Annotated in this window: 17 protein-coding genes and 5 tRNA genes; 17 read left to right on the top strand and 5 right to left on the bottom strand. The window is 44.0% G+C overall.

Annotated elements, in window-relative coordinates; translation table 11 throughout:
- Positions 1-71 precede the first annotated feature (71 nt).
- The 3 genes from KO537_RS11910 to purM form a co-directional block, all read right to left on the bottom strand.
- Positions 72-818 (bottom strand): HAD-IIA family hydrolase, encoded by a 747-nt coding sequence (locus tag KO537_RS11910; RefSeq protein WP_028760358.1) that lies wholly within the window; start codon positions 816-818, stop codon positions 72-74.
- A 159-nt stretch (positions 819-977) separates the two neighbouring features.
- Positions 978-1622: a phosphoribosylglycinamide formyltransferase gene (gene purN, locus KO537_RS11905; protein WP_028760357.1), complete on the bottom strand. Its 645-nt coding sequence runs from the start codon at positions 1620-1622 to the stop codon at positions 978-980.
- On the bottom strand, positions 1622-2659 hold the full coding sequence (gene purM / locus KO537_RS11900) for a phosphoribosylformylglycinamidine cyclo-ligase (protein WP_028760356.1): 1038 nt from the start codon (positions 2657-2659) through the stop codon (positions 1622-1624). The genes purN and purM overlap by 1 nt, the downstream gene beginning before the upstream one ends.
- A 330-nt stretch (positions 2660-2989) precedes the next feature.
- Between purM and upp the strand changes: the two genes are divergently transcribed.
- Together upp and KO537_RS11890 are read left to right on the top strand one after the other, a co-directional pair.
- The gene (upp, locus tag KO537_RS11895; RefSeq protein ID WP_011789711.1) at positions 2990-3616 is read left to right on the top strand and encodes a uracil phosphoribosyltransferase; all 627 of its coding nucleotides are present in this window, start codon (positions 2990-2992) and stop codon (positions 3614-3616) included.
- Between the two features lie 253 nt (positions 3617-3869).
- Positions 3870-5285, top strand: coding sequence for a GGDEF domain-containing protein (locus KO537_RS11890; RefSeq protein WP_219234550.1), 1416 nt, complete (start codon positions 3870-3872; stop codon positions 5283-5285).
- 177 nt (positions 5286-5462) lie between these two features.
- Here the strand turns inward: KO537_RS11890 and KO537_RS11885 are convergent, their stop codons facing one another.
- Positions 5463-6782, bottom strand: a complete 1320-nt coding sequence (locus KO537_RS11885; RefSeq protein ID WP_219234549.1) for a Na+/H+ antiporter family protein — start codon at positions 6780-6782, stop codon at positions 5463-5465.
- A gap of 385 nt (positions 6783-7167) precedes the next feature.
- Here KO537_RS11885 and KO537_RS11880 point away from each other — a divergent pair, with 385 nt between their 5' ends.
- A complete protein-coding gene (locus KO537_RS11880; protein ID WP_006081247.1) occupies positions 7168-7773 on the top strand; it encodes a peroxiredoxin C in 606 nt (201 codons plus the stop codon).
- A gap of 101 nt (positions 7774-7874) precedes the next feature.
- On the opposite strand, the gene rnt is transcribed toward KO537_RS11880, so the two are convergent.
- The gene (gene rnt, locus KO537_RS11875) at positions 7875-8546 is read right to left on the bottom strand and encodes a ribonuclease T (RefSeq protein ID WP_105252848.1); all 672 of its coding nucleotides are present in this window, start codon (positions 8544-8546) and stop codon (positions 7875-7877) included.
- Positions 8547-8687: 141 nt separating this feature from the next.
- Between rnt and motY the strand changes: the two genes are divergently transcribed.
- From motY to KO537_RS11805, 14 genes are all read left to right on the top strand, one after another.
- Positions 8688-9557, top strand: a complete 870-nt coding sequence (motY, locus tag KO537_RS11870; protein WP_113938782.1) for a flagellar protein MotY — start codon at positions 8688-8690, stop codon at positions 9555-9557.
- Between the two features lie 760 nt (positions 9558-10317).
- A complete protein-coding gene (locus KO537_RS11865; protein ID WP_168823900.1) occupies positions 10318-12501 on the top strand; it encodes a prolyl oligopeptidase family serine peptidase in 2184 nt (727 codons plus the stop codon).
- A 171-nt stretch (positions 12502-12672) separates the two neighbouring features.
- Positions 12673-13074 (top strand): tol-pal system-associated acyl-CoA thioesterase, encoded by a 402-nt coding sequence (ybgC, locus tag KO537_RS11860; RefSeq protein WP_006081251.1) that lies wholly within the window; start codon positions 12673-12675, stop codon positions 13072-13074.
- Positions 13064-13750, top strand: a complete 687-nt coding sequence (gene tolQ / locus KO537_RS11855) for a protein TolQ (RefSeq protein ID WP_028760350.1) — start codon at positions 13064-13066, stop codon at positions 13748-13750. Before ybgC ends, tolQ begins: the two co-directional genes overlap by 11 nt.
- Complete coding sequence (gene tolR / locus KO537_RS11850; RefSeq protein WP_028760349.1) at positions 13750-14184, top strand: protein TolR; 435 nt, start codon at positions 13750-13752, stop codon at positions 14182-14184. Before tolQ ends, tolR begins: the two co-directional genes overlap by 1 nt.
- Entirely contained in the window at positions 14185-15210 is a 1026-nt protein-coding gene (tolA, locus tag KO537_RS11845; RefSeq protein WP_028760348.1) for a cell envelope integrity protein TolA, read from the top strand.
- Positions 15211-15219: 9 nt separating this feature from the next.
- On the top strand, positions 15220-16548 hold the full coding sequence (tolB, locus tag KO537_RS11840) for a Tol-Pal system beta propeller repeat protein TolB (RefSeq protein ID WP_219234548.1): 1329 nt from the start codon (positions 15220-15222) through the stop codon (positions 16546-16548).
- Between the two features lie 46 nt (positions 16549-16594).
- A complete protein-coding gene (gene pal / locus KO537_RS11835; protein ID WP_028760346.1) occupies positions 16595-17128 on the top strand; it encodes a peptidoglycan-associated lipoprotein Pal in 534 nt (177 codons plus the stop codon).
- A 24-nt stretch (positions 17129-17152) separates the two neighbouring features.
- The gene (gene ybgF / locus KO537_RS11830; RefSeq protein ID WP_219234547.1) at positions 17153-17899 is read left to right on the top strand and encodes a tol-pal system protein YbgF; all 747 of its coding nucleotides are present in this window, start codon (positions 17153-17155) and stop codon (positions 17897-17899) included.
- 142 nt (positions 17900-18041) lie between these two features.
- Positions 18042-18117 (top strand) — tRNA-Lys (locus KO537_RS11825).
- 58 nt (positions 18118-18175) lie between these two features.
- A tRNA-Lys gene (locus KO537_RS11820) sits at positions 18176-18264 on the top strand.
- A gap of 37 nt (positions 18265-18301) precedes the next feature.
- A tRNA-Lys gene (locus KO537_RS11815) sits at positions 18302-18377 on the top strand.
- Positions 18378-18435: 58 nt separating this feature from the next.
- Positions 18436-18511: transfer RNA gene (locus tag KO537_RS11810), tRNA-Lys, on the top strand.
- A gap of 37 nt (positions 18512-18548) precedes the next feature.
- Positions 18549-18635, top strand: a tRNA-Lys gene (locus KO537_RS11805).
- Positions 18636-18637 lie beyond the last annotated feature (2 nt).

The following is an 18637-nucleotide window of genomic DNA, read 5'->3' as shown; positions in this document are numbered from 1 at the left end:
TAGGTAATGTTTAAGCGACTGGCAAGGATGAATTGCTAGACGTAGGATTAGACAAAGGTTTAGATAATTGTTTAAACAACATCTATATCGCCCGCGCAGGCAAACACATGGTTCGGGCGGAAGGGTTCTTTGTCGATATCTTCAAGCTTACTCACGCCACTGGTGACCAGAATGGTTTCAAGCCCTGCTTGGAAGCCCGCCAAAATATCGGTACGCATATTGTCGCCTATGATGACAGTGTCTTCCGAGTGCCCATCAATATGATTAAGCGCCGAGCGAATAATCCAAGCACTCGGTTTGCCCACGTAGAAAGGTTTTTTACCGGTAATACGTTCGATGGGCGAGCAGAGTGCGCCACAAGCAGGGCTGTAGGCTGGACCATGAGTATCGGGATTGGTGGCAATAAAGCGCGCGCCGCGTGCGATGAAGCCTGCGGCTTTATGGATCATCTCCCAGTTGTATGAGCGGGTTTCACCGACAATCACAAAATCGGGATTAATATCGGTAATGGTAAAGCCTGCTTTGTAGAGTTCGTGGGTGAGGGCGCCTTCGCCAATGACATAGGCCTTGCTGCCTTCTTGGTGTTTTAAAAAGTCGGCGGTTGCCATGGCAGAGGTGTAAAAGCATTCTTCAGGAATATCAATACCGGCGGCACTTAAACGGTTTTGCAGATCCTTACCCGTTTGTACGGGATAGTTAGTCAATATTACTAACGGATTGCCTTGCTCTAAAATGCGCTGGATAAATTTGTCGCTGCCGGGGATCAGTTTATTGTCGTGCAGTAGTACACCATCGATATCGCAGATAATATTTTTCATCTAATAGTCTCTTGTCATGCCGATCAAAAATCACTTTTTCGTTAAGTTATCTAATGCCACATTGCCTCAGAAAACAATGCTTTTGTTGAAAATAGTTAAAAAAATAGAGACCCGAAGGTCTCTATTTTTTTGATTGGTACAACTTTCGGTCAAGTGGAACTAATCGGGCGCGTAACCGCTTGGGCCGATAAGGTTGCCATCGAGATAGGCTTGGCCATTTTGCATGTTAAGACGTTGCTGACTAAACCATTTCACCACGAGCGGATAAATAGCATGTTCTTGCTCATGCACGCGGGCGGCGAGCATATCAGCCGTATCGTCTTCATAAACAGGCACTTTGGCCTGTAATATCACTGGGCCAGCATCCAGCTCTGGCGTGACAAAATGCACGCTGGCACCATGTTCGCTATCGTTTGCGTCTATGGCACGTTGATGGGTGTTTAAGCCAGTGTATTTAGGTAGCAGCGAAGGATGAATATTGATCATGCGACCTAGGTAATGATTCACGAAATCATCAGTTAAGATCCGCATAAATCCCGCCAACACGATTAAATCGGGCTGATACTTTTCAATCACTGTCATTAAACGTGCATCGTATTCAGAGCGAGATTCACCTTGATGAGCTATCACGCAGCTGGTATCAATTTCGCCATGATGGGCGCGCACTAGGCCATAGGCATCGGGTTTATTACTGATGACTCCGACAACTTCGGCCTGCAGATTATCATCGCAACCGTCGATAACCGCTTGCAGGTTACTGCCATTCCCGGAAATTAATACAACTACACGACAGCTCTGGGGCATTACAGGATCTCCACTTGCTCTTCATTGCCTTCACGATGTGCGATAGCACCGATAAGCCATGCTTGTTCGCCTTCTGCAGCCAGTAATGCAAGTGCTGCATCCACTTTATCGGCTGGCAGCGCGACTAACATGCCGACGCCACAGTTGAAGGTGCGATACATTTCGTATTCTGCAATGTTGCCATTTTCCATTAACCAACTGAAAACAGCGGGCCATTGCCATGAATCGCCTTGGATAACCGCTTTTAAATTATCTGGCAGTACGCGTGGGATGTTTTCCCAGAAGCCGCCGCCAGTAATGTGCGCCATCGCATGGACATCAGATGCTTCAATCAGTTTGAGCAATGATTTTACGTAAATTTTGGTTGGCTCAAGTAGATGTTCAATCAGCGGTTTGCCGTTGAGATCTAGCTGAGGGTCTGCTTGGCTCACTTCTAATACTTTACGTACTAAAGAGTAACCATTTGAATGAGGGCCGCTTGAGGCTAATGCAATAAGTGCATCACCCGCTGCCACTTTGCTACCGTCAATAATGTCGGCTTTTTCAACTACACCCACGCAGAAACCCGCTAGGTCGTAATCTTCACCTTCATACATGCCTGGCATTTCAGCGGTTTCACCGCCAATTAACGCACAACCAGATTGGAAACAACCTTCGCCGATGCCGTTGACGACGGACGTTGCCGTTTCAACATCGAGTTTGCCTGTTGCGTAGTAATCGAGGAAAAACAGTGGCTCAGCGCCTTGGACGATCAGATCGTTCACACACATGGCAACTAAGTCTATGCCGACAGTGTCATGTTTTTTATAGTCGATAGCTAAACGTAATTTAGTCCCAACACCATCGGTGCCAGACACTAAAACCGGTTGTTTGTATTTAGTGGGGATTTCACACAGGGCGCCAAAACCACCTAAGTTGCCCATAACTTCTGGACGACGGGTACGTTTAACGGCTGCTTTAATGTTACTTACCAGTGCATTACCTGCATCAATATCAACGCCGGCATCTTTATAGCTCAGTGGGGTAGGTGTGCTCACGGAGGGATCCTCTCGGGTACATCGTTATTGGATTTTATGCGGCGGTATTCTACCAGCTTGTGCTAGGGGTCGAAAGTCATGATTTGGATTTATGCCCCTCGGCGGAGTTTTTTTGGTCTGAATGCGAGATATTCTATTTTTAGAGGTATTGAGTTTGGTCACAAAATAGTAAATCACAGTAGGTATCTTAGACGATTGGGGATTATTCTTGCGAGATAGCTCACGATTAGACCGAATGGCAAAACTTTCTGTTTTACCTAGTAAACAAATCAACTAGAATCTGAAAAATTTGCCTAAAATAATACGCCGAAAAATAAGCAGGAGAGAAAAATGAAAGTTGTCGAGGTTAAACATCCTTTAGTGCGTCACAAAATCGGTTTAATGCGCGAAGGTGACATTAGCACTAAACGTTTCCGTGAACTAGCCGCCGAAGTGGGTAGTTTATTAACCTATGAAGCTACCGCAGATTTCGAAACTGAAACGGTGACGATTGAAGGCTGGAACGGTCCGGTTGAAGTCGATCAAATCAAAGGTAAAAAAGTCACTGTCGTACCAATTTTACGTGCGGGTTTGGGTATGATGGACGGCGTACTCGAGCACATTCCAAGTGCGCGTATCTCAGTTGTCGGTATTTACCGTGACGAAGAGACTCTTGAGCCTGTGCCTTATTTTGAGAAGCTGGCCAGCGACATGAACGAGCGTATCGCCTTAGTTGTCGACCCTATGTTGGCGACAGGTGGTTCTATGATTGCGACCGTCGATTTATTGAAAAAGCGCGGTTGTACTTCAATTAAGGCCTTAGTGCTAGTGGCTGCACCTGAAGGCATTAAAGCCTTAGAGGCAGCGCATCCGGATATCGAACTATATACTGCCGCTATCGATAGATGCTTAAACGAGAAAGGTTATATCCTGCCTGGTTTGGGTGATGCGGGCGATAAAATCTTTGGTACTAAATAGCCAAAGTTACTAAATAATCAGAGTTGCTGATGCTCAATTGAGCGGATGTGGTCAGTAAGGGAGCCTAGGCTCCCTTTTTGTTTTTGTTCAATATAGTAATAACAACTTTATCTTAAGCTGCTAAAGTTTAGAATAAGGTAAATAATAATTATCTATTGAAGTTGTTTTTATTGGCTTATTTTGCAATTTTATTGATCGCAGTTTACGTTTTGTGCAAGGTACATTGTCGCTAGAACAGGGATTAAGAGGAATTATGGGAAATTCGGCTCTCAACTGGTTATTATTGCGTCGATCATTTGAATTTGCGACCCTCTTGTTTGTCGTACTCCTACTTATTCTATTACCGTTTAAAATCGATAGAGAGCATAAATCCTTTGTGTCTTTTGTGAAAAACGAGCAACTTACACCGAGTTATATTGAACTGCTTGGTAAAAGCTTATCTTTGCACGATATTATTGATTTCAATAAATCCTCTTTAGCGCTTTTTCAGCTTGACCCTTCCAGATTAATGCTGCCGCAAGGGGGAGTGCTTTCCGCAGAAGAAGAGCAAGTATTACGCTACTTTGATTATCTCTATTCCAGTAAAACCAGTAAAAAGACCAATGTCGAAGATATATTCCTGTATGTGGGACTTTATCGCAGTGATGCCATGTATTTTGCCTCCCCAATTCCTGAGGACGTAAAAGCGCGGCTGATTAAAGACCGTACTTCAACGAATGAGTTTTGTCAGAGTCTGCAATATTGCGCGAAAGACGCGACCCCAGAGTCCTTAGCCGATGGAATCGTATTATCCATTCCTTATCAAGATGAAGTTAGTGGGAAAGTCATTTTATCGATGGCATCACCGATTTCATCATCTAATGATCCTAATCATTTCATCGGTGATGTTATTGCCGACACGGCCCTAATGACGTCGGTTTTTATGCGTAATAAACATGTTGAATTGCAGAAAACGGATTATGGTACTGAGTTGGTGATCACGACAGATAGCCTTTGGGCTGAATTGACGCCGGAGTTCTTGTTTTATTCGATGACAAATCATTTAGATAACATGACTTCACTGACATATAAAATCAGTATATTTCGTTTCATTGTGTGGAATTTGCCCCTATGGTTTTTGTTATCTATCGTGATCTTCTTCGTTCAAATTAATATCAATCGTTTTAGGAAACTTCGTACTGAGCGTCAACGGTTTAGTGAAGCGATGTTATTGGATGCTTTTACTCGAACCTATAATAAGAAAGTCTATGAGACCACACTGTTTGATGTCGCAACGAAGGGGCATTACGCGGTGATTTGCGTGGACGGCGACAAAATCAAAACCATTAATGATACCTATGGGCATAAACTCGGGGATATGGCGATCATGCAAATTGTTGATGCGATGCGCAGTGTATTTCGAGAAAATGATTTGTTAATCAGAACCGGCGGTGATGAGTTTGTCGTTATCTTAGCCAATTGTACTTTTGAACGGGCCTTATTGTTGGCTGAACATTTACGTCAGGCGGTCGCAGAGCGGCAGTTTTTAAATGTGCTGACAGTCTCCTGCGGTGTGGCTGATTCGCAAGATTATGCTTCCTTTGAGGCAGTGCTACAAGCGGCGGATAAAGCGTTATATGAAGATAAAAAGAATAGGCAAGGGAGTCGCAAGCTTGACCCGACATCTTAATTATCACGTTCATTATTACGTTCATTATTACGTTCATTATTACGTGAGTTATCGAGTGAATCACTGAGTTAACCTGCTGCCCGCAATAAAAGTGAATACCCGCGATAAAAAACAGCGCGGAGAATGCCGCGCTGTTGTTACTTTCTAATCCGGTAATGTAAACATCTGCGATAACACTTACAACACCATGGCCGCAATCCACCCAAACACTAATAGTGGAATATTGTAGTGGATAAATGTTGGGATCACGCTGTCACGAATGTGGTCGTGTTGACCATCGGCATTCAAACCTGCAGTGGGACCTAAGGTGGAATCTGATGCTGGCGAGCCCGCATCACCCAGAGCGGCTGCAGTGCCAACTAACGCGATTGTGGCCGCTACTGAAAAACCAAAACTCAATGCCAATGGTACATATATCGTCGCGATAATTGGAATGGTGGAGAAAGACGACCCAATTCCCATAGTGATCAGTAGACCAACCAGTAGCATCAAAAAGGCTGCGAGGGCTTTATTGTTACCAATAATCTCACTAAGCGAGGCCACAAGCGTACCCACTTCACCGGTTTCTTTCACTACTGCGGCAAAGCCTGCGGCTGAAATCATGATAAAGCCGATATTGGCCATCATTCGCACACCTTGGTTGAAAATATCTTGGTCGGCGACATGCTTCAAGGCTCCCGAAAAACTGAAAATCATGAAGCCGACTAAGGCGCCAAAAATCATAGAATCAGTTTCGAGTTGTACGATTAGAGTGGCTAATATCGCCAGTGCAGCAATGATGATATTGCGTTTGTTGAGATTTTCTTCAGGTTCAGCGACCAACACTTTTGCCTCGTCGTAAGTCCGAGGTTTACGGTAACTGATGAATACTGCAGTGAGTAACCCTACGACCATACCTGCGGCAGGGATTAACATTGCTGGCGGAATTTGCTCGCGAGCAGCGGCTAAGCCATTGCTGGTTAAGTTGGAAAGCAGAATATCATTTAAGAAAATGCCACCAAAACCAATTGGTAAAATCATATAGGTGGTGACTAGGCCGAAGGTTAGAACACAAGCCACAAGGCGACGGTCGATGTTCAGTTTGGTCATCACATGTAAGAGTGGTGGCACTAAAATCGGAATGAAGGCGATATGGATCGGTAAAATATTCTGTGAAGCCATCGACATGACGAGTAGCGATAACAGCAGTAACCAGCGTACCCAGTTAGTGTTAGTGGGATTAGGATCTTGTCCAAGGCTACTAATGATGCTTCTGGAAATCAGCGTCGTTAAACCTGAATGCGATAGTGCGACAGCGAAGGCGCCTAATAATGCGTAACTGAGCGCAATTTGTGCGCCGCCACCTAAGCCTGTATTAAAGGCATCTATAGTTCGGTGCAGATCCATTCCGCCTACTAATCCCGCCACGAGGGCGCTCACGGTCAGGGCAATAACCACATTCACCCTAGCTAAACTGAGTGCTAACATTAAGCACACTGCAATTACGACTGCATTCATTATCAATTTTCTTAATTCTTTAAGCCAAAGGAGCTATTTTCGACTGCAAAGGCAGTGGATGTCCAGTTTGCCGAGGCGTTATCGGAAAAATATCTGAAAATGTGATCATGCTGGTTTTTGTCTGTTAGCTGAATGTGGATTGCTCCGCACACTGGATACACAGATTGCTCTATCCTTAGTCAGGCAAAACGGAAATACCCTTGAAAAATGTGATATTGGTCTTAAATAGGTTGTAAGGCACAGCACACGACTTATAATGCCTAAGGATTTGATTGGTAAGAACACCTTTTAATCAGTAAGGATTTAACTTGACCTAGGTTGAGAACATACTGGCTAGAAGGCATCTTGCCTTACACTTAGTTCAACTCATAGATGGAGATATAAAATGAGCGTATTAGTAGGCCGTCAGGCTCCTGATTTTACTGCTGCAGCTGTATTAGGTTCTGGCGAAATCGTTGATAGCTTTAACTTGACTGCAGCCATCAAAGGCAAACCAGCCGTCGTATTCTTCTATCCACTTGACTTCACTTTCGTTTGTCCATCAGAGTTGATCGCATTTGATCACCGCATGGAAGAGTTCACTAAGCGTGGCGTAGAAGTGATCGGTGTGTCTATCGATTCTCAGTTCACTCACAACGCATGGCGCAACACCCCAGTTGAAAAAGGCGGTATTGGCCAAGTTAAGTACACGTTAGTGGCTGATGTTAAACATGAAATCTGTAAAGCATACGATGTTGAGCATCCAGAAGCGGGTGTGGCTTTCCGTGGTTCATTCCTGATCGACAAAGAAGGCATGGTTCGTCACCAAGTCGTTAACGATCTGCCATTAGGCCGTAACGTTGATGAAATGCTACGTATGATCGATGCATTGCAATTCCATGAAGAGCACGGTGATGTTTGTCCTGCTGGCTGGGAAAAAGGCGATAAAGGTATGAATGCAAGCACTGAAGGTGTTGCTGCTTACCTGTCTGAAAACGCAAGCTCACTGTAATTAGTACTTTTCTAATCACAGTCGCCTGTTAAATGAAAAAAGCTGCCAATGGCAGCTTTTTTGTTTTTTCATTACTTAAGATCTATTGTTAACTGTTAAATTTATTCCACAGTACCGCTTTCGGCATCCTGCGCATCCACAGCCAGTAATGGCCAGCCACCTAATGATTTCCAACGATTCACGATATGACAAAAAAGCTCCGCGGTACGTTCGGTATCATATAGCGCCGAATGGGCTTCTTTATTATCGAAGGGAATACCCGCCATAATGCATGCCTTGGCAAGTACGGTATGACCAATGGCGAGTCCGGCGAGCGTTGCTGTGTCAAAGGTGGCAAAAGGATGAAACGGCGAGCGTTTTAAGTCGCAACGTTCTATCGCCTTACTCACAAAACCATGATCGAATGCCGCATTGTGCGCCACTATGATACTACGATGGCAGTCGGAGGCTTTTTGGGCTTTCTTCACGGCTTTAAATATTTCTAAAAAGGCTTCTTTTTCGCTCACCGCTCCCCGTAACGGATTAGTGGGATCAATACCGTTGAACGCTAACGCTTCGGGTTCTAAATTTGCGCCTTCAAAGGGCTCAATGTGGAAGTGTAGGGTTTTATCGATTCCTATCACGCCTTCATTGTCCATTTTTAGTAGGGTGACGGCAATTTCTAGCAACGCATCGGTTTGAGAGTTGAAGCCCGCAGTTTCGACATCAATGACTACGGGAAAGTAGCCTCGAAATCGGTATTTCAATTTGTTCGCGTCGCAAATGTCACTCATAAAGTACTCAAGAAAATTCACAGGGCGCTATTATGCTAAATGTGTTGGGGTGTGTCATGCTTGATTGGTGGTTTTATGAGCTAAAGGAACTAAATAGTTTGCCGATAAAGCCATGTAACCGATTAAACATGAGTAAAGGCTATGTGGCGAAAACTGATATTAGTATCAATTTTATGCGTTCCAGCAACTGCAATGGCAGAGTTGCGCCATTATGTCGCCTCTTTAAGTGATTCCCAGTGGCGAGTGAGTGAAAATACTCCCATCGTCTGTCGCCTTGAGCATGATATTCCTTCTTACGGTAAAGCGATTTTTACCAGTGAAGCGGGTAAACAGCAGAATATGACTTTTACCTTAGATATGTGGGTAAAACCTGATCAAGTGACGCAGGCTAAATTAATTAGCCGCGCGCCGCAGTGGCGTCCTGGTGTGGTATCGAAAGAGATCACGTCATTACATTATCAAAAGTACTTTAACGGTGAAGTGCCTAAGCGTGCAGCTTGGTCTATGTTGGCAGAGTTGAGTCGCGGTATGGAACCAACGTTTTACTATGCTGATTGGTATAACGAGTCGAATAAAATAGCTGTGGGTTTGTCTTCAGCTAATTTTGGCCGTAAATATACTGAGTTTAAAGCTTGTCTAGCGCATTTATTGCCCTATAGCTTTGAAGATATTGCTTTTACTGTATTAAATTACGATGAAGGCGGTACCGATTTAACTCGTTTCTCCCAGCAACAACTGTCTCGGGTGCAAGAATATTTAGCCTATGATCCCTTGGTAGAGTTAGTGCTGGTGGATGCGTATACCGACAGTTATGGTGGCCGTTCAGTAAACCAGAAAGTGTCGGATACACGAGCTGCGTCGGTAAAAGAGTTCTTTGTTGCCAGTGGTATTCCTCAAGATCGTATTGTCACATTCGGGCATGGTGAGCGTCGTCACGTGGCTTCCAATGATGATATGGATGAAAGGGCGCGTAACCGTCGTGTTGTTATACGGATCAGTAAACCTTTGTAGTGTTTGTTTTACCTAGGTTTTAAGTATTTTTCAATGCCAAGTTTATGACTTGGCATTGTCGTTTTTAAAAGAAGGAGAGTTCAGGCAGTATGCCACTTTAATCGAATGATTCGCTCAATTTGCGAGTATGGGTAAAAATAATGAGATTTTTTAATTTGTAGTGATGACATATCCACCTCAACAAGTACTGCAGAAAGCGAGAGTGGGATAAGTACGAGTAATATCGATGATGTATAAAACTTGGCCGTTGCAATAATCAGGATTGTGTTTGAAATGCTAAAAAAAAGCCCGCTTAAACTAAGCGGGCCGCAAAAATAATGCATTTGCAATCAACAAATTGAAGGAAGGAAGTCAAGCATAAGAACCAGAAAAGAAACTGAAGTGTTGGGAACACACCAGTTTAAAAGTTCTTTGTTTTCGATATCTGCAAGCAGTTATCTCCTGAAAACAAGCACATTCTATTGGGAAACCTGTTGTAAAACAAACGAGAAAAATTGCCCATAAACATTAGTAATTCTAATGGCTACAAAGGTGATTTATATCACTTAAGTCACTATTTACCTTGATTAATAACTTATAACTCACTATTAATGCATAATAATACACTTCAATAAGCTTATCCTTGCTGCTATTTTGTTAAATTCACGATACAGCTTAAAAAACTTCATATTAAGTTACGCCATTGCCATGATTTTTTTTGCTTGTATAGTACTTGCTGAAAAGGCCTTAAGCCCGAAACCATAAGAAGGACGACAACACGATGGCATTAAGATTTCGCCTTGCAAAGCAAGGTTTGTTAGTGGCCACATTGGGGATGGCACTCGGTGCCTGCCAAAGTGGCAATGCACCTGAGCAAAATTCGACTGAGCAGGCAAGCGCAACTAAACTCGTTTACCCTGTTACTGAAAAAGATGACCTCGTCGAAACCATTCATGGTGTCGCAGTGGCCGACCCTTATCGTCATCTGGAGGCCAATACGCCTGAAACTGAAGAGTGGGTAAAAGAACAACAAGACTTTGGTCAAGCCTACCTCGCTAAGATCCCCAATAAACAAGCTGTGGTCGAACGTATTACAGAACTTTGGAATTACGAAAAAGTCTCTGCTCCGTTTGAAAACGGCGACAATCAATTTTACTACCGCAATGATGGCCTACAGGCACAATCGGTTTTGTATGTTAAAGGTTTAGATGGTGTTGAAAAGCCTGTTCTTGACCCAAATAAACTGTCTGCGGATGGCACTGTTGCCTTATCCGGCGTGGCAGTGAGTAATGACGGTAAAATTTTAGCCTATGGTGTGTCAAATTCTGGCTCAGATTGGCAGCAATGGCAGTTCGTTGATATCGCAACTGGTAAGAAACTGGCCGATGAACTGAAATGGATTAAATTTTCTAGCGCAGTGTGGGATAAAGAAAATCAAGGTGTGTTCTACGCCCGTTATGATGCCCCTGCAGGGGGGGATGTCTTAGCTGACGTTAATTTTAACCAAAAAGTGTATTACCACAAATTAGGCACAGACCAACATCAAGATCTATTGATTTATGAGCGTCCACAGAATAAAGATTGGGGCTTTGGCATTGATGTCTCTGAGAAAGGTGAATACTTATTACTGTCGATTTCTCAAGGTACGGATAAGCGTAATCGTTTCTTCTATAAATCGTTATTTGAGCCTAAATCCCAAGTGGTGGAATTGATCCTCAAATTAGAAGCTGAATATGAGTTTCTCGGTAATGATGGTTCAGTGTTTTATTTCAAAACTGACTTAGAGGCGCCTAATGGTAAAGTGATTGCGATTGACACCCGCAATAGTGATAAATCGCAATGGCAAACGATTATTCCTGAGTCTAAAGATCCGATTAATAATGTCGCCATTATTAATGACCATTTAGTGGTGAGTTATTTACATGATGTGTTAGGTCAATTATCGATTTACAGTATGGGTGGTCAGAAGCGTCAAGATGTGGCATTGCCTGGTCTTGGCAATGTGGCAGGGCCTTTTGGTAAAGCCAGCAAAGATTATTTCTATTATGTGTTTAATAGTTATATTCAGCCTGAAACCACCTATAAGTTTGATTTTAAAACTGGCGGTTCAACCGTCATTGCTAAACCCAAAGTCTCGTTTAATCCCGATGACTATGTTTCTGAGCAGGTTTTCTATAGCAGCAAAGACGGTACGCGTGTGCCTATGATGCTCTCCTATAAAAAGGGCTTAGTGAAAAACGGTCAAAATCCGACATTACTTTATGCTTATGGTGGTTTTGCCATTTCGATGACACCACGTTTTAGCCCTGCCAATATCGCTTGGTTAGACATGGGTGGCATTTATGCTGTGCCGAGTTTACGTGGCGGCGCTGAGTATGGCGAAAGCTGGCATCAAGCGGGGATGTTCGATAAAAAGCAAAATGTGTTTGATGACTATTTTGCTGCTGCGGAATATCTGGTAAGCGAAAAATACACCAACAGCTCTAAACTCGGTGCCTATGGCCGCAGTAATGGTGGTCTGTTGATGGGCGCTGCTGTGACTCAACGTCCTGAACTTTTTGCTGCCGTATTACCTGCGGTGGGCGTGTTGGATATGCTGCGTTTTCACAAGTTCACTATTGGTTGGGCTTGGACGAGTGAATACGGCAGTGCCGATAAAGCAGAGCAATTCCCTGCGCTATTGGCTTATTCGCCCTATCACAATGTAAAAGCGCAAGCTTATCCTGCTACTATGGTAATGACAGCGGATCATGATGATCGTGTTGTGCCATTACACAGTTTCAAGTTTGCGGCCATGCTGCAGGAGAAACAGCAGGGCAATAAACCAGTCATTATGCGTATTGAGTCAAATGCTGGTCATGGAGCGGGTAAGCCCACGGCGATGAAGATCGACGAATTTGCCGACATCTATAGTTTCTTGTGGCAGAGTTTTGGCTTAACCTTGCCACAAGCTATCGCAAAATAACTAACTATGTTAATAAAATGGGGTCGTTTGACCCCATTCTCTTTTACAATTGCCCCTATTCATCTGAAACCCGCGCTATTCCTATCTATATCTTCATCGGGTCATTCACAAGTCTTGTTTCCCTAGGTATAGTAAGCGTCAATTTTTCAACCAAAATTTGCTTATTTTCAAATGATGTTTCATTGGCCAATTTCAGTCTATTACGAAGACACCGACGCTGGTGGCGTTGTCTATCATTCGAACTACCTCAACTTTTTTGAGCGCGCGCGAACCGAGTGGCTAAAAGCCCTTGGCGTTAGTCAGACTGCGTTATTAGCCGACGACACTGCTTTTGTCGTAAAGCGTGCGGAACTCGATTTTCGCAAAGCAGCACGTTTTGAACAGAACCTTATTGTTGAAACTAAGGTCATAGAGTTGAAAAAGGCCTCGTTGATCTTTCATCAACGCTTGGTCGATAAACAGGGAGACTGTTATTGTGAAGGCACAGTGCTGGTTGTTTGTGTTGCGCTATCACGTATGCGTCCCCGAGCTATTCCCTTAAATATTGTGCAGGAGTTTGACAGTGCAAGCTGATATGTCGATTGTTGGGTTATTTTTACAAGCCAGTTTATTAGTGAAATTTGTTATGTTCACTTTACTTTGCTTGTCGGTGATGTCCTGGACGGTGATTTTACAACGCCGTAGCTTACTGACATCCGCAAAAAGTAAATCGGCGAAGTTTGAAGATAAATTTTGGTCAGGTGTTGATTTAAACCGTTTATATAAAGAATTATCATCTCGTCCAGATAATAGCGGTTTAGAGTCATTATTTGTGACTGGCTTTAAGGAATATTCACGCCTGAATAAATTAAATAGCAAAGTGCCCGATGCCGTCATGGATGGTACATCGCGTGCTATGCGTGTGACCTTGTCTCGCGAAATGGAAAAGTTAGAAGCTAACTTACCGTTATTAGCTACGATTGGTTCGACTAGCCCTTATATCGGTTTATTTGGTACTGTATGGGGGATCATGAATTCTTTTATCGCTATTGGTTCGATGGAAAACGCCACCTTAGCTATGGTTGCCCCCGGTATTGCTGAAGCTTTGATTGCAACAGCTATGGGTTTATTTGCTGCAATTCCAGCGGTAATTGCGTACAACCGTTTCTCGACTCAAGTCGATAAATTAGAAATGGCTTACGCAAACTTTATGGAAGAGTTCTCCAGCATTTTGCATCGCCAAGCATACAGTGAGAAGGAAGGGGCATAATGCAACCAGCTTATCAGCGCAAACGTCGTCGCCCCGTTGCTGAAATCAACGTGGTGCCTTATATCGACGTCATGCTCGTGCTGTTAATTATTTTTATGGTAACAGCACCCATAGTGACCCAAGGGGTCAAAGTGGAGCTGCCTCAAGGGGCGGCAGAAGTTTTACCCAATGACAGTAAGCCGCCCATTGTTGCTTCAATCGATGGTGATGGTGATTACTTCCTCAATAAAGGCGGTTCAACGAATGTGCCTATGGATTTGGAAGAATTGGCAACGGAAGTGGCTGCACTTATCGTGACTGAACCTGAGCGTCCTGTTGTGGTTAAAGCCGATAGAAATATTCCTTACGATAAAGTGATTCAGTTGATGGTGACACTGCAGCAATCTGGCGTGCCATCAGTCGGTTTGATGACGGATTCACCCAAGGAGAAATAGGTGGCAGATAAGTCAGATGTAACATTACCTCTGTCAATTTCAGCGGGTATTCATATTGGCGTGATAATTATTCTGGCATTAGGAATAGATTTTTCTCACAAACCTGAGCCTATGCAACAAGTTAGCGCACCAGCAATCAAAGCGGTTATGGTTGATCAGCAAAAAGTGGCTAATCAAGTTGAGAAACTTAAGCAAGAAAAGCGTGATGCCGAACGCCGTGAGCAAGAACGTCAAGCCGAGCTTGAACGCAAAGCTCAAGAAGCGAAACAGGCACGCGAGCGCGAACAAGCTCAGATTAAACAGCTAGAGCAAGAACGTAAGCAGCAGGAAATTGAGATTCAAAAAGCCAATGAAGCGACCAAACTAGCCCAGGTGAAACAGCAGCAGGAAAAGGAAAAGGCGGTCAAAGCCGAAGCCGACCGTAAGCTGAAAGAGCAGGAGCGTAAGGTTGCTGAAGACGCCGCACAAAAAGCCGCTGAAAAACGTAAGGTTGAAGAAGCTGCTGCAGTGAAAGCTGAAACTGACCGTAAGCAAAAAGCAGATGCGGAAGCTAAAGCGGAGGCAGATGCCAAAGCTAAAGCAGATGCCAAAGCTAAAGCAGATGCCAAAGCTAAAGCAGATGCCAAAGCTAAAGCGGATGCTAAAGCTAAAGCGGATGCTAAAGCCCTTGCCGATCAAGAGCAGGAAATGGCTGATGCATTAGCGGCTGAGCAAGCGGCGCTGTCGCAAACCATGAATAAGCAGATGCAGAGTGAAGTCGGTAAGTATCAGGCAATGATAAAATCAACTATTCAACGTAATTTGGTAGTGGATGAATCTATGCGTGGAAAGACTTGTACTGTCTCTGTGCGTTTAGCGAATGATGGGTTTGTGATCAGCAGCCAAACAAAAGGTGGTGATCCCAACGTTTGTCGTGCAGCAAAAGCGGCGATTTTGAAAGCGGGCAAACTGCCTGTGTCTCCGGATCCTGCGGTTTATAACTTGATGAAAGAAATTAACTTAATCGTTGAACCAACGTTTAATTAAAGGAGCACCATGAAAATATTGGCAAAATGGTTAGCACTGGCAGTTATGCTGTGCACCACCCCCGCGAAAGCGGCATTGGATATTGTGATCACAGAAGGTGTTGACGCAGCGCGTCCCATCGCTGTGATGCCTTTTGTATGGCAAGGTCCTGGCGCACCGCCACAAGCGATTGCTGATGTGGTGATGTCTGACTTAGCTCGTAGCGGTACCTTTAAACCTTTAGACGAGCTCGGACTACCTCAGCGCAATATTGGTGCTTTGGCTCAGTTTCAACCTAGTTCATGGTCTAGCGTTGGCGCAGAAGCTGTGGTGTTAGGTACTGTGAAACCTTACGGAACCGATCAGTATTTGGTGAGCTTTGATTTAATCGATTTAGTTAAAGCACAAAACCAAGCATTGAAAGGCTCAGTCAGCGCTACAGAATTTTTGATGGACAGTCGCCAAACTGTGATTTCAGCAGCGCAATTTCGTCAATATGGTCATAGAATTAGCGATATCGTCTATGAAAAGTTAACCGGTATTCGCGGTGCATTCTTAACGCGGATCTCCTACGTCGTGGTTAATCATACTCAAAAAGCACCTTATCAGTTGATGGTTGCTGACTATGATGGTTTTAACGAGCAAATGTTACTGCGCTCACCTGAGCCATTAATGTCACCCACTTGGTCGCCTGATGGACGTCGTTTGGCGTATGTTAGCTTTGAAAATAAAAAAGCAGAGATTTTCGTACAAGACCTTTATACCCAAGTGCGCACTAAAGTGAGCTCTTTCCCTGGTATTAACGGTGCGCCGGCTTTCTCTCCTGATGGCAAATCTTTGGCTGTGACGCTGTCTAAGGATGGTCAGCCTGAGATCTATGTTATCGATATTGCGACAAAAGCGATTAAGCGTATTACCAATCACTATGCTATCGATACTGAACCATCATGGTATCCTGATGGGAAGTCGTTGATTTTCACCTCTGAACGTGGTGGTAGACCGCAAATTTATCGCGTAGAGTTAAGTTCAGGTAAAGTGAGTCGTGAAACATTTGAAGGTGAATGGAACCTTGGTGGTTCAATTACGCCAGATGGACGTAGTATGATTTTTGTTAACCGTACTAACGGTAAGTTTAATATTGCGCGTATGGATTTAAATACGCGTTTTATGCAGGTGCTAACCTCTACACGCTTGGATGAATCCCCAAGTGTGGCGCCTAATGGTACTATGGTCATATATGGCACTACACACCAAGGTAAGCAAGTATTAGCAGCTGTTTCTACGGATGGACGCTTTAAAGCGAGATTACCCGTGGGTCAAGGCGAGGTGAAATCACCTTCTTGGTCTCCGTTTCTCTAATGTTATACCTTGATTTAATCACATTTAATTTTATAAGGAACACGTAATGGATCTGAATAAGTTGTTAAAAGCTATGTTGGTAGCACTTCCAATTATGGCTATTAGTGCATGTAGCTCAACTTCAGAATCAGAAACTGATGCAATGGGCTCAACAAACGGTTCAGGTAGCGAACTGAATGGTGGCATTCAAACTGGTGGTGTGGGTGCTATGTTGTCATCTGAAGAGCAGCAACGTCAGCAGTTAGAAGAGTTGAGAAAAGAACACATCATTTACTTCGATTTCGACCGCAGTGAAGTTCAAACTGAATTCGCCGCTGTATTAGAAGCTCATGGTACTTACTTAGTTGAGCACCCAAGTGTGCGCGTACTGATTGAAGGTCATGCGGACGAGCGTGGCACTCCTGAGTACAACATTGCTCTGGGCGAACGTCGTGCTAAAGCCGTTGCTAAATACCTACAAGGTATGGGCGTACAGCCAAGCCAAATGAGCGTAGTCAGCTATGGCGAAGAAAAACCACTTGATTTTTCTCGCACTGATGAAGGTTTTGGCAAAAACCGTCGTGCAGTTTTAGTTTACTAAGATTGAATCTCGGAGAGTAACACAATGAAACGTGCCGTCTTAATTACGGCAATGTTCCTTGGTGCGGGCGCTGCAGTTGCAGCGCCTGCTCCTGTGGAAGATATTGCTGGTGGTTCGGGTGATGACAGACTTGCTCGTATCGAACGTATTGTAAAATCGAGACAACAAAGTGAGCTCGAGATGCAACGTCGTCTTGATACACTGCAGCAGGAAGTTCTCGATTTACGCGGTTTAACCGAACAACAGAATTATCAGATTGAGCAGATGCAAGAGCGTCAGCGTCAGTTATATGATGAGCTTGCTAATTTATCCTCAAAGGCATCTGCCGCACCTGCAGCTGCAGCGACATCAATCCCCTCTGTGGTATCGACCAATGCTGCCGCAAGTAGTTTAAGTGAAACTGCAAGTTATGAAAATGCCGTTAACTTAGTCTTAAAAGAGCGTAAGTATGACGATGCCATTCCTGCCTTCCGTGCTTTTATCAAACAATACCCAGACTCTGTGTATGCCGCGAATGCGAACTATTGGTTAGGACAGCTATTATTTAATAAGAGCGAATTTGCAGAAGCCAAACAAGCCTTCAAAACAGTGGTTGATCGTTTTAGTGATTCTAATAAACGTGGCGATAGTTTAGTGAAGCTTGGCATGATCGCCGAGAAAACCGGTGATAAAGCTAGTGCGATGCAATACTACCAACAAGTTGTCAAAGATTACGCAAACAGCGCCGCAGCACGCATTGCACAGCAGCAACTGGCTGCAATTAAAGCGTAATTAACTAAAAAACATACTCTTAGTCTGTTTTTCATGCAAACGACAAAAAATTGGGAATTTGCGCTTGCATGAGAAGATGAAAAAGGTATTATAGGCGCCCTCAGAGCGGCGAGGTCGTTCGGGGCGTGAAATGCCAGTAAATGGGTCGTTAGCTCAGTCGGTAGAGCAGTTGGCTTTTAACCAATTGGTCGAAGGTTCGAATCCTTCACGACCCACCACTTACTCTAATGAATAGAATAAGTTAGTGGTATTTAATGAGATAGTCAGTAGTACAATGGGTCGTTAGCTCAGTCGCTTTTTATAAAGCTAGGGCAGTTGGCTTTTAACCAATCAGTCGAATGGTTCTAATCCTTAATGACACACCACTTTACTGAAAGTGCATAAATCAGCGCAACACCAGATGGGTCGTTAGCTCAGTCGGTAGAGCAGTTGGCTTTTAACCAATTGGTCGAAGGTTCGAATCCTTCACGACCCACCACTTATTATTCGCATTGTTGATGCCAAAATAAGTGAACATTTTATCGTAATACCTAAATGGGTCGTTAGCTCAGTCGGTAGAGCAGTTGGCTTTTAACCAATTGGTCGAAGGTTCGAATCCTTCACGACCCACCACTTTACTGAAAGTGCATAAATCAGCGCAACACCAGATGGGTCGTTAGCTCAGTCGCTTTTTTATAAAGCCAGGGCAGTTGGCTTTTAACCAATCAGTCGAATGGTTCTAATCCTTAATGACACACC

This window comes from Shewanella sp. NKUCC01_JLK (assembly GCF_019345615.1).
GTDB lineage: Bacteria > Pseudomonadota > Gammaproteobacteria > Enterobacterales > Shewanellaceae > Shewanella > Shewanella oncorhynchi.
This window is presented reverse-complemented; position numbering and strand designations above follow the sequence as displayed.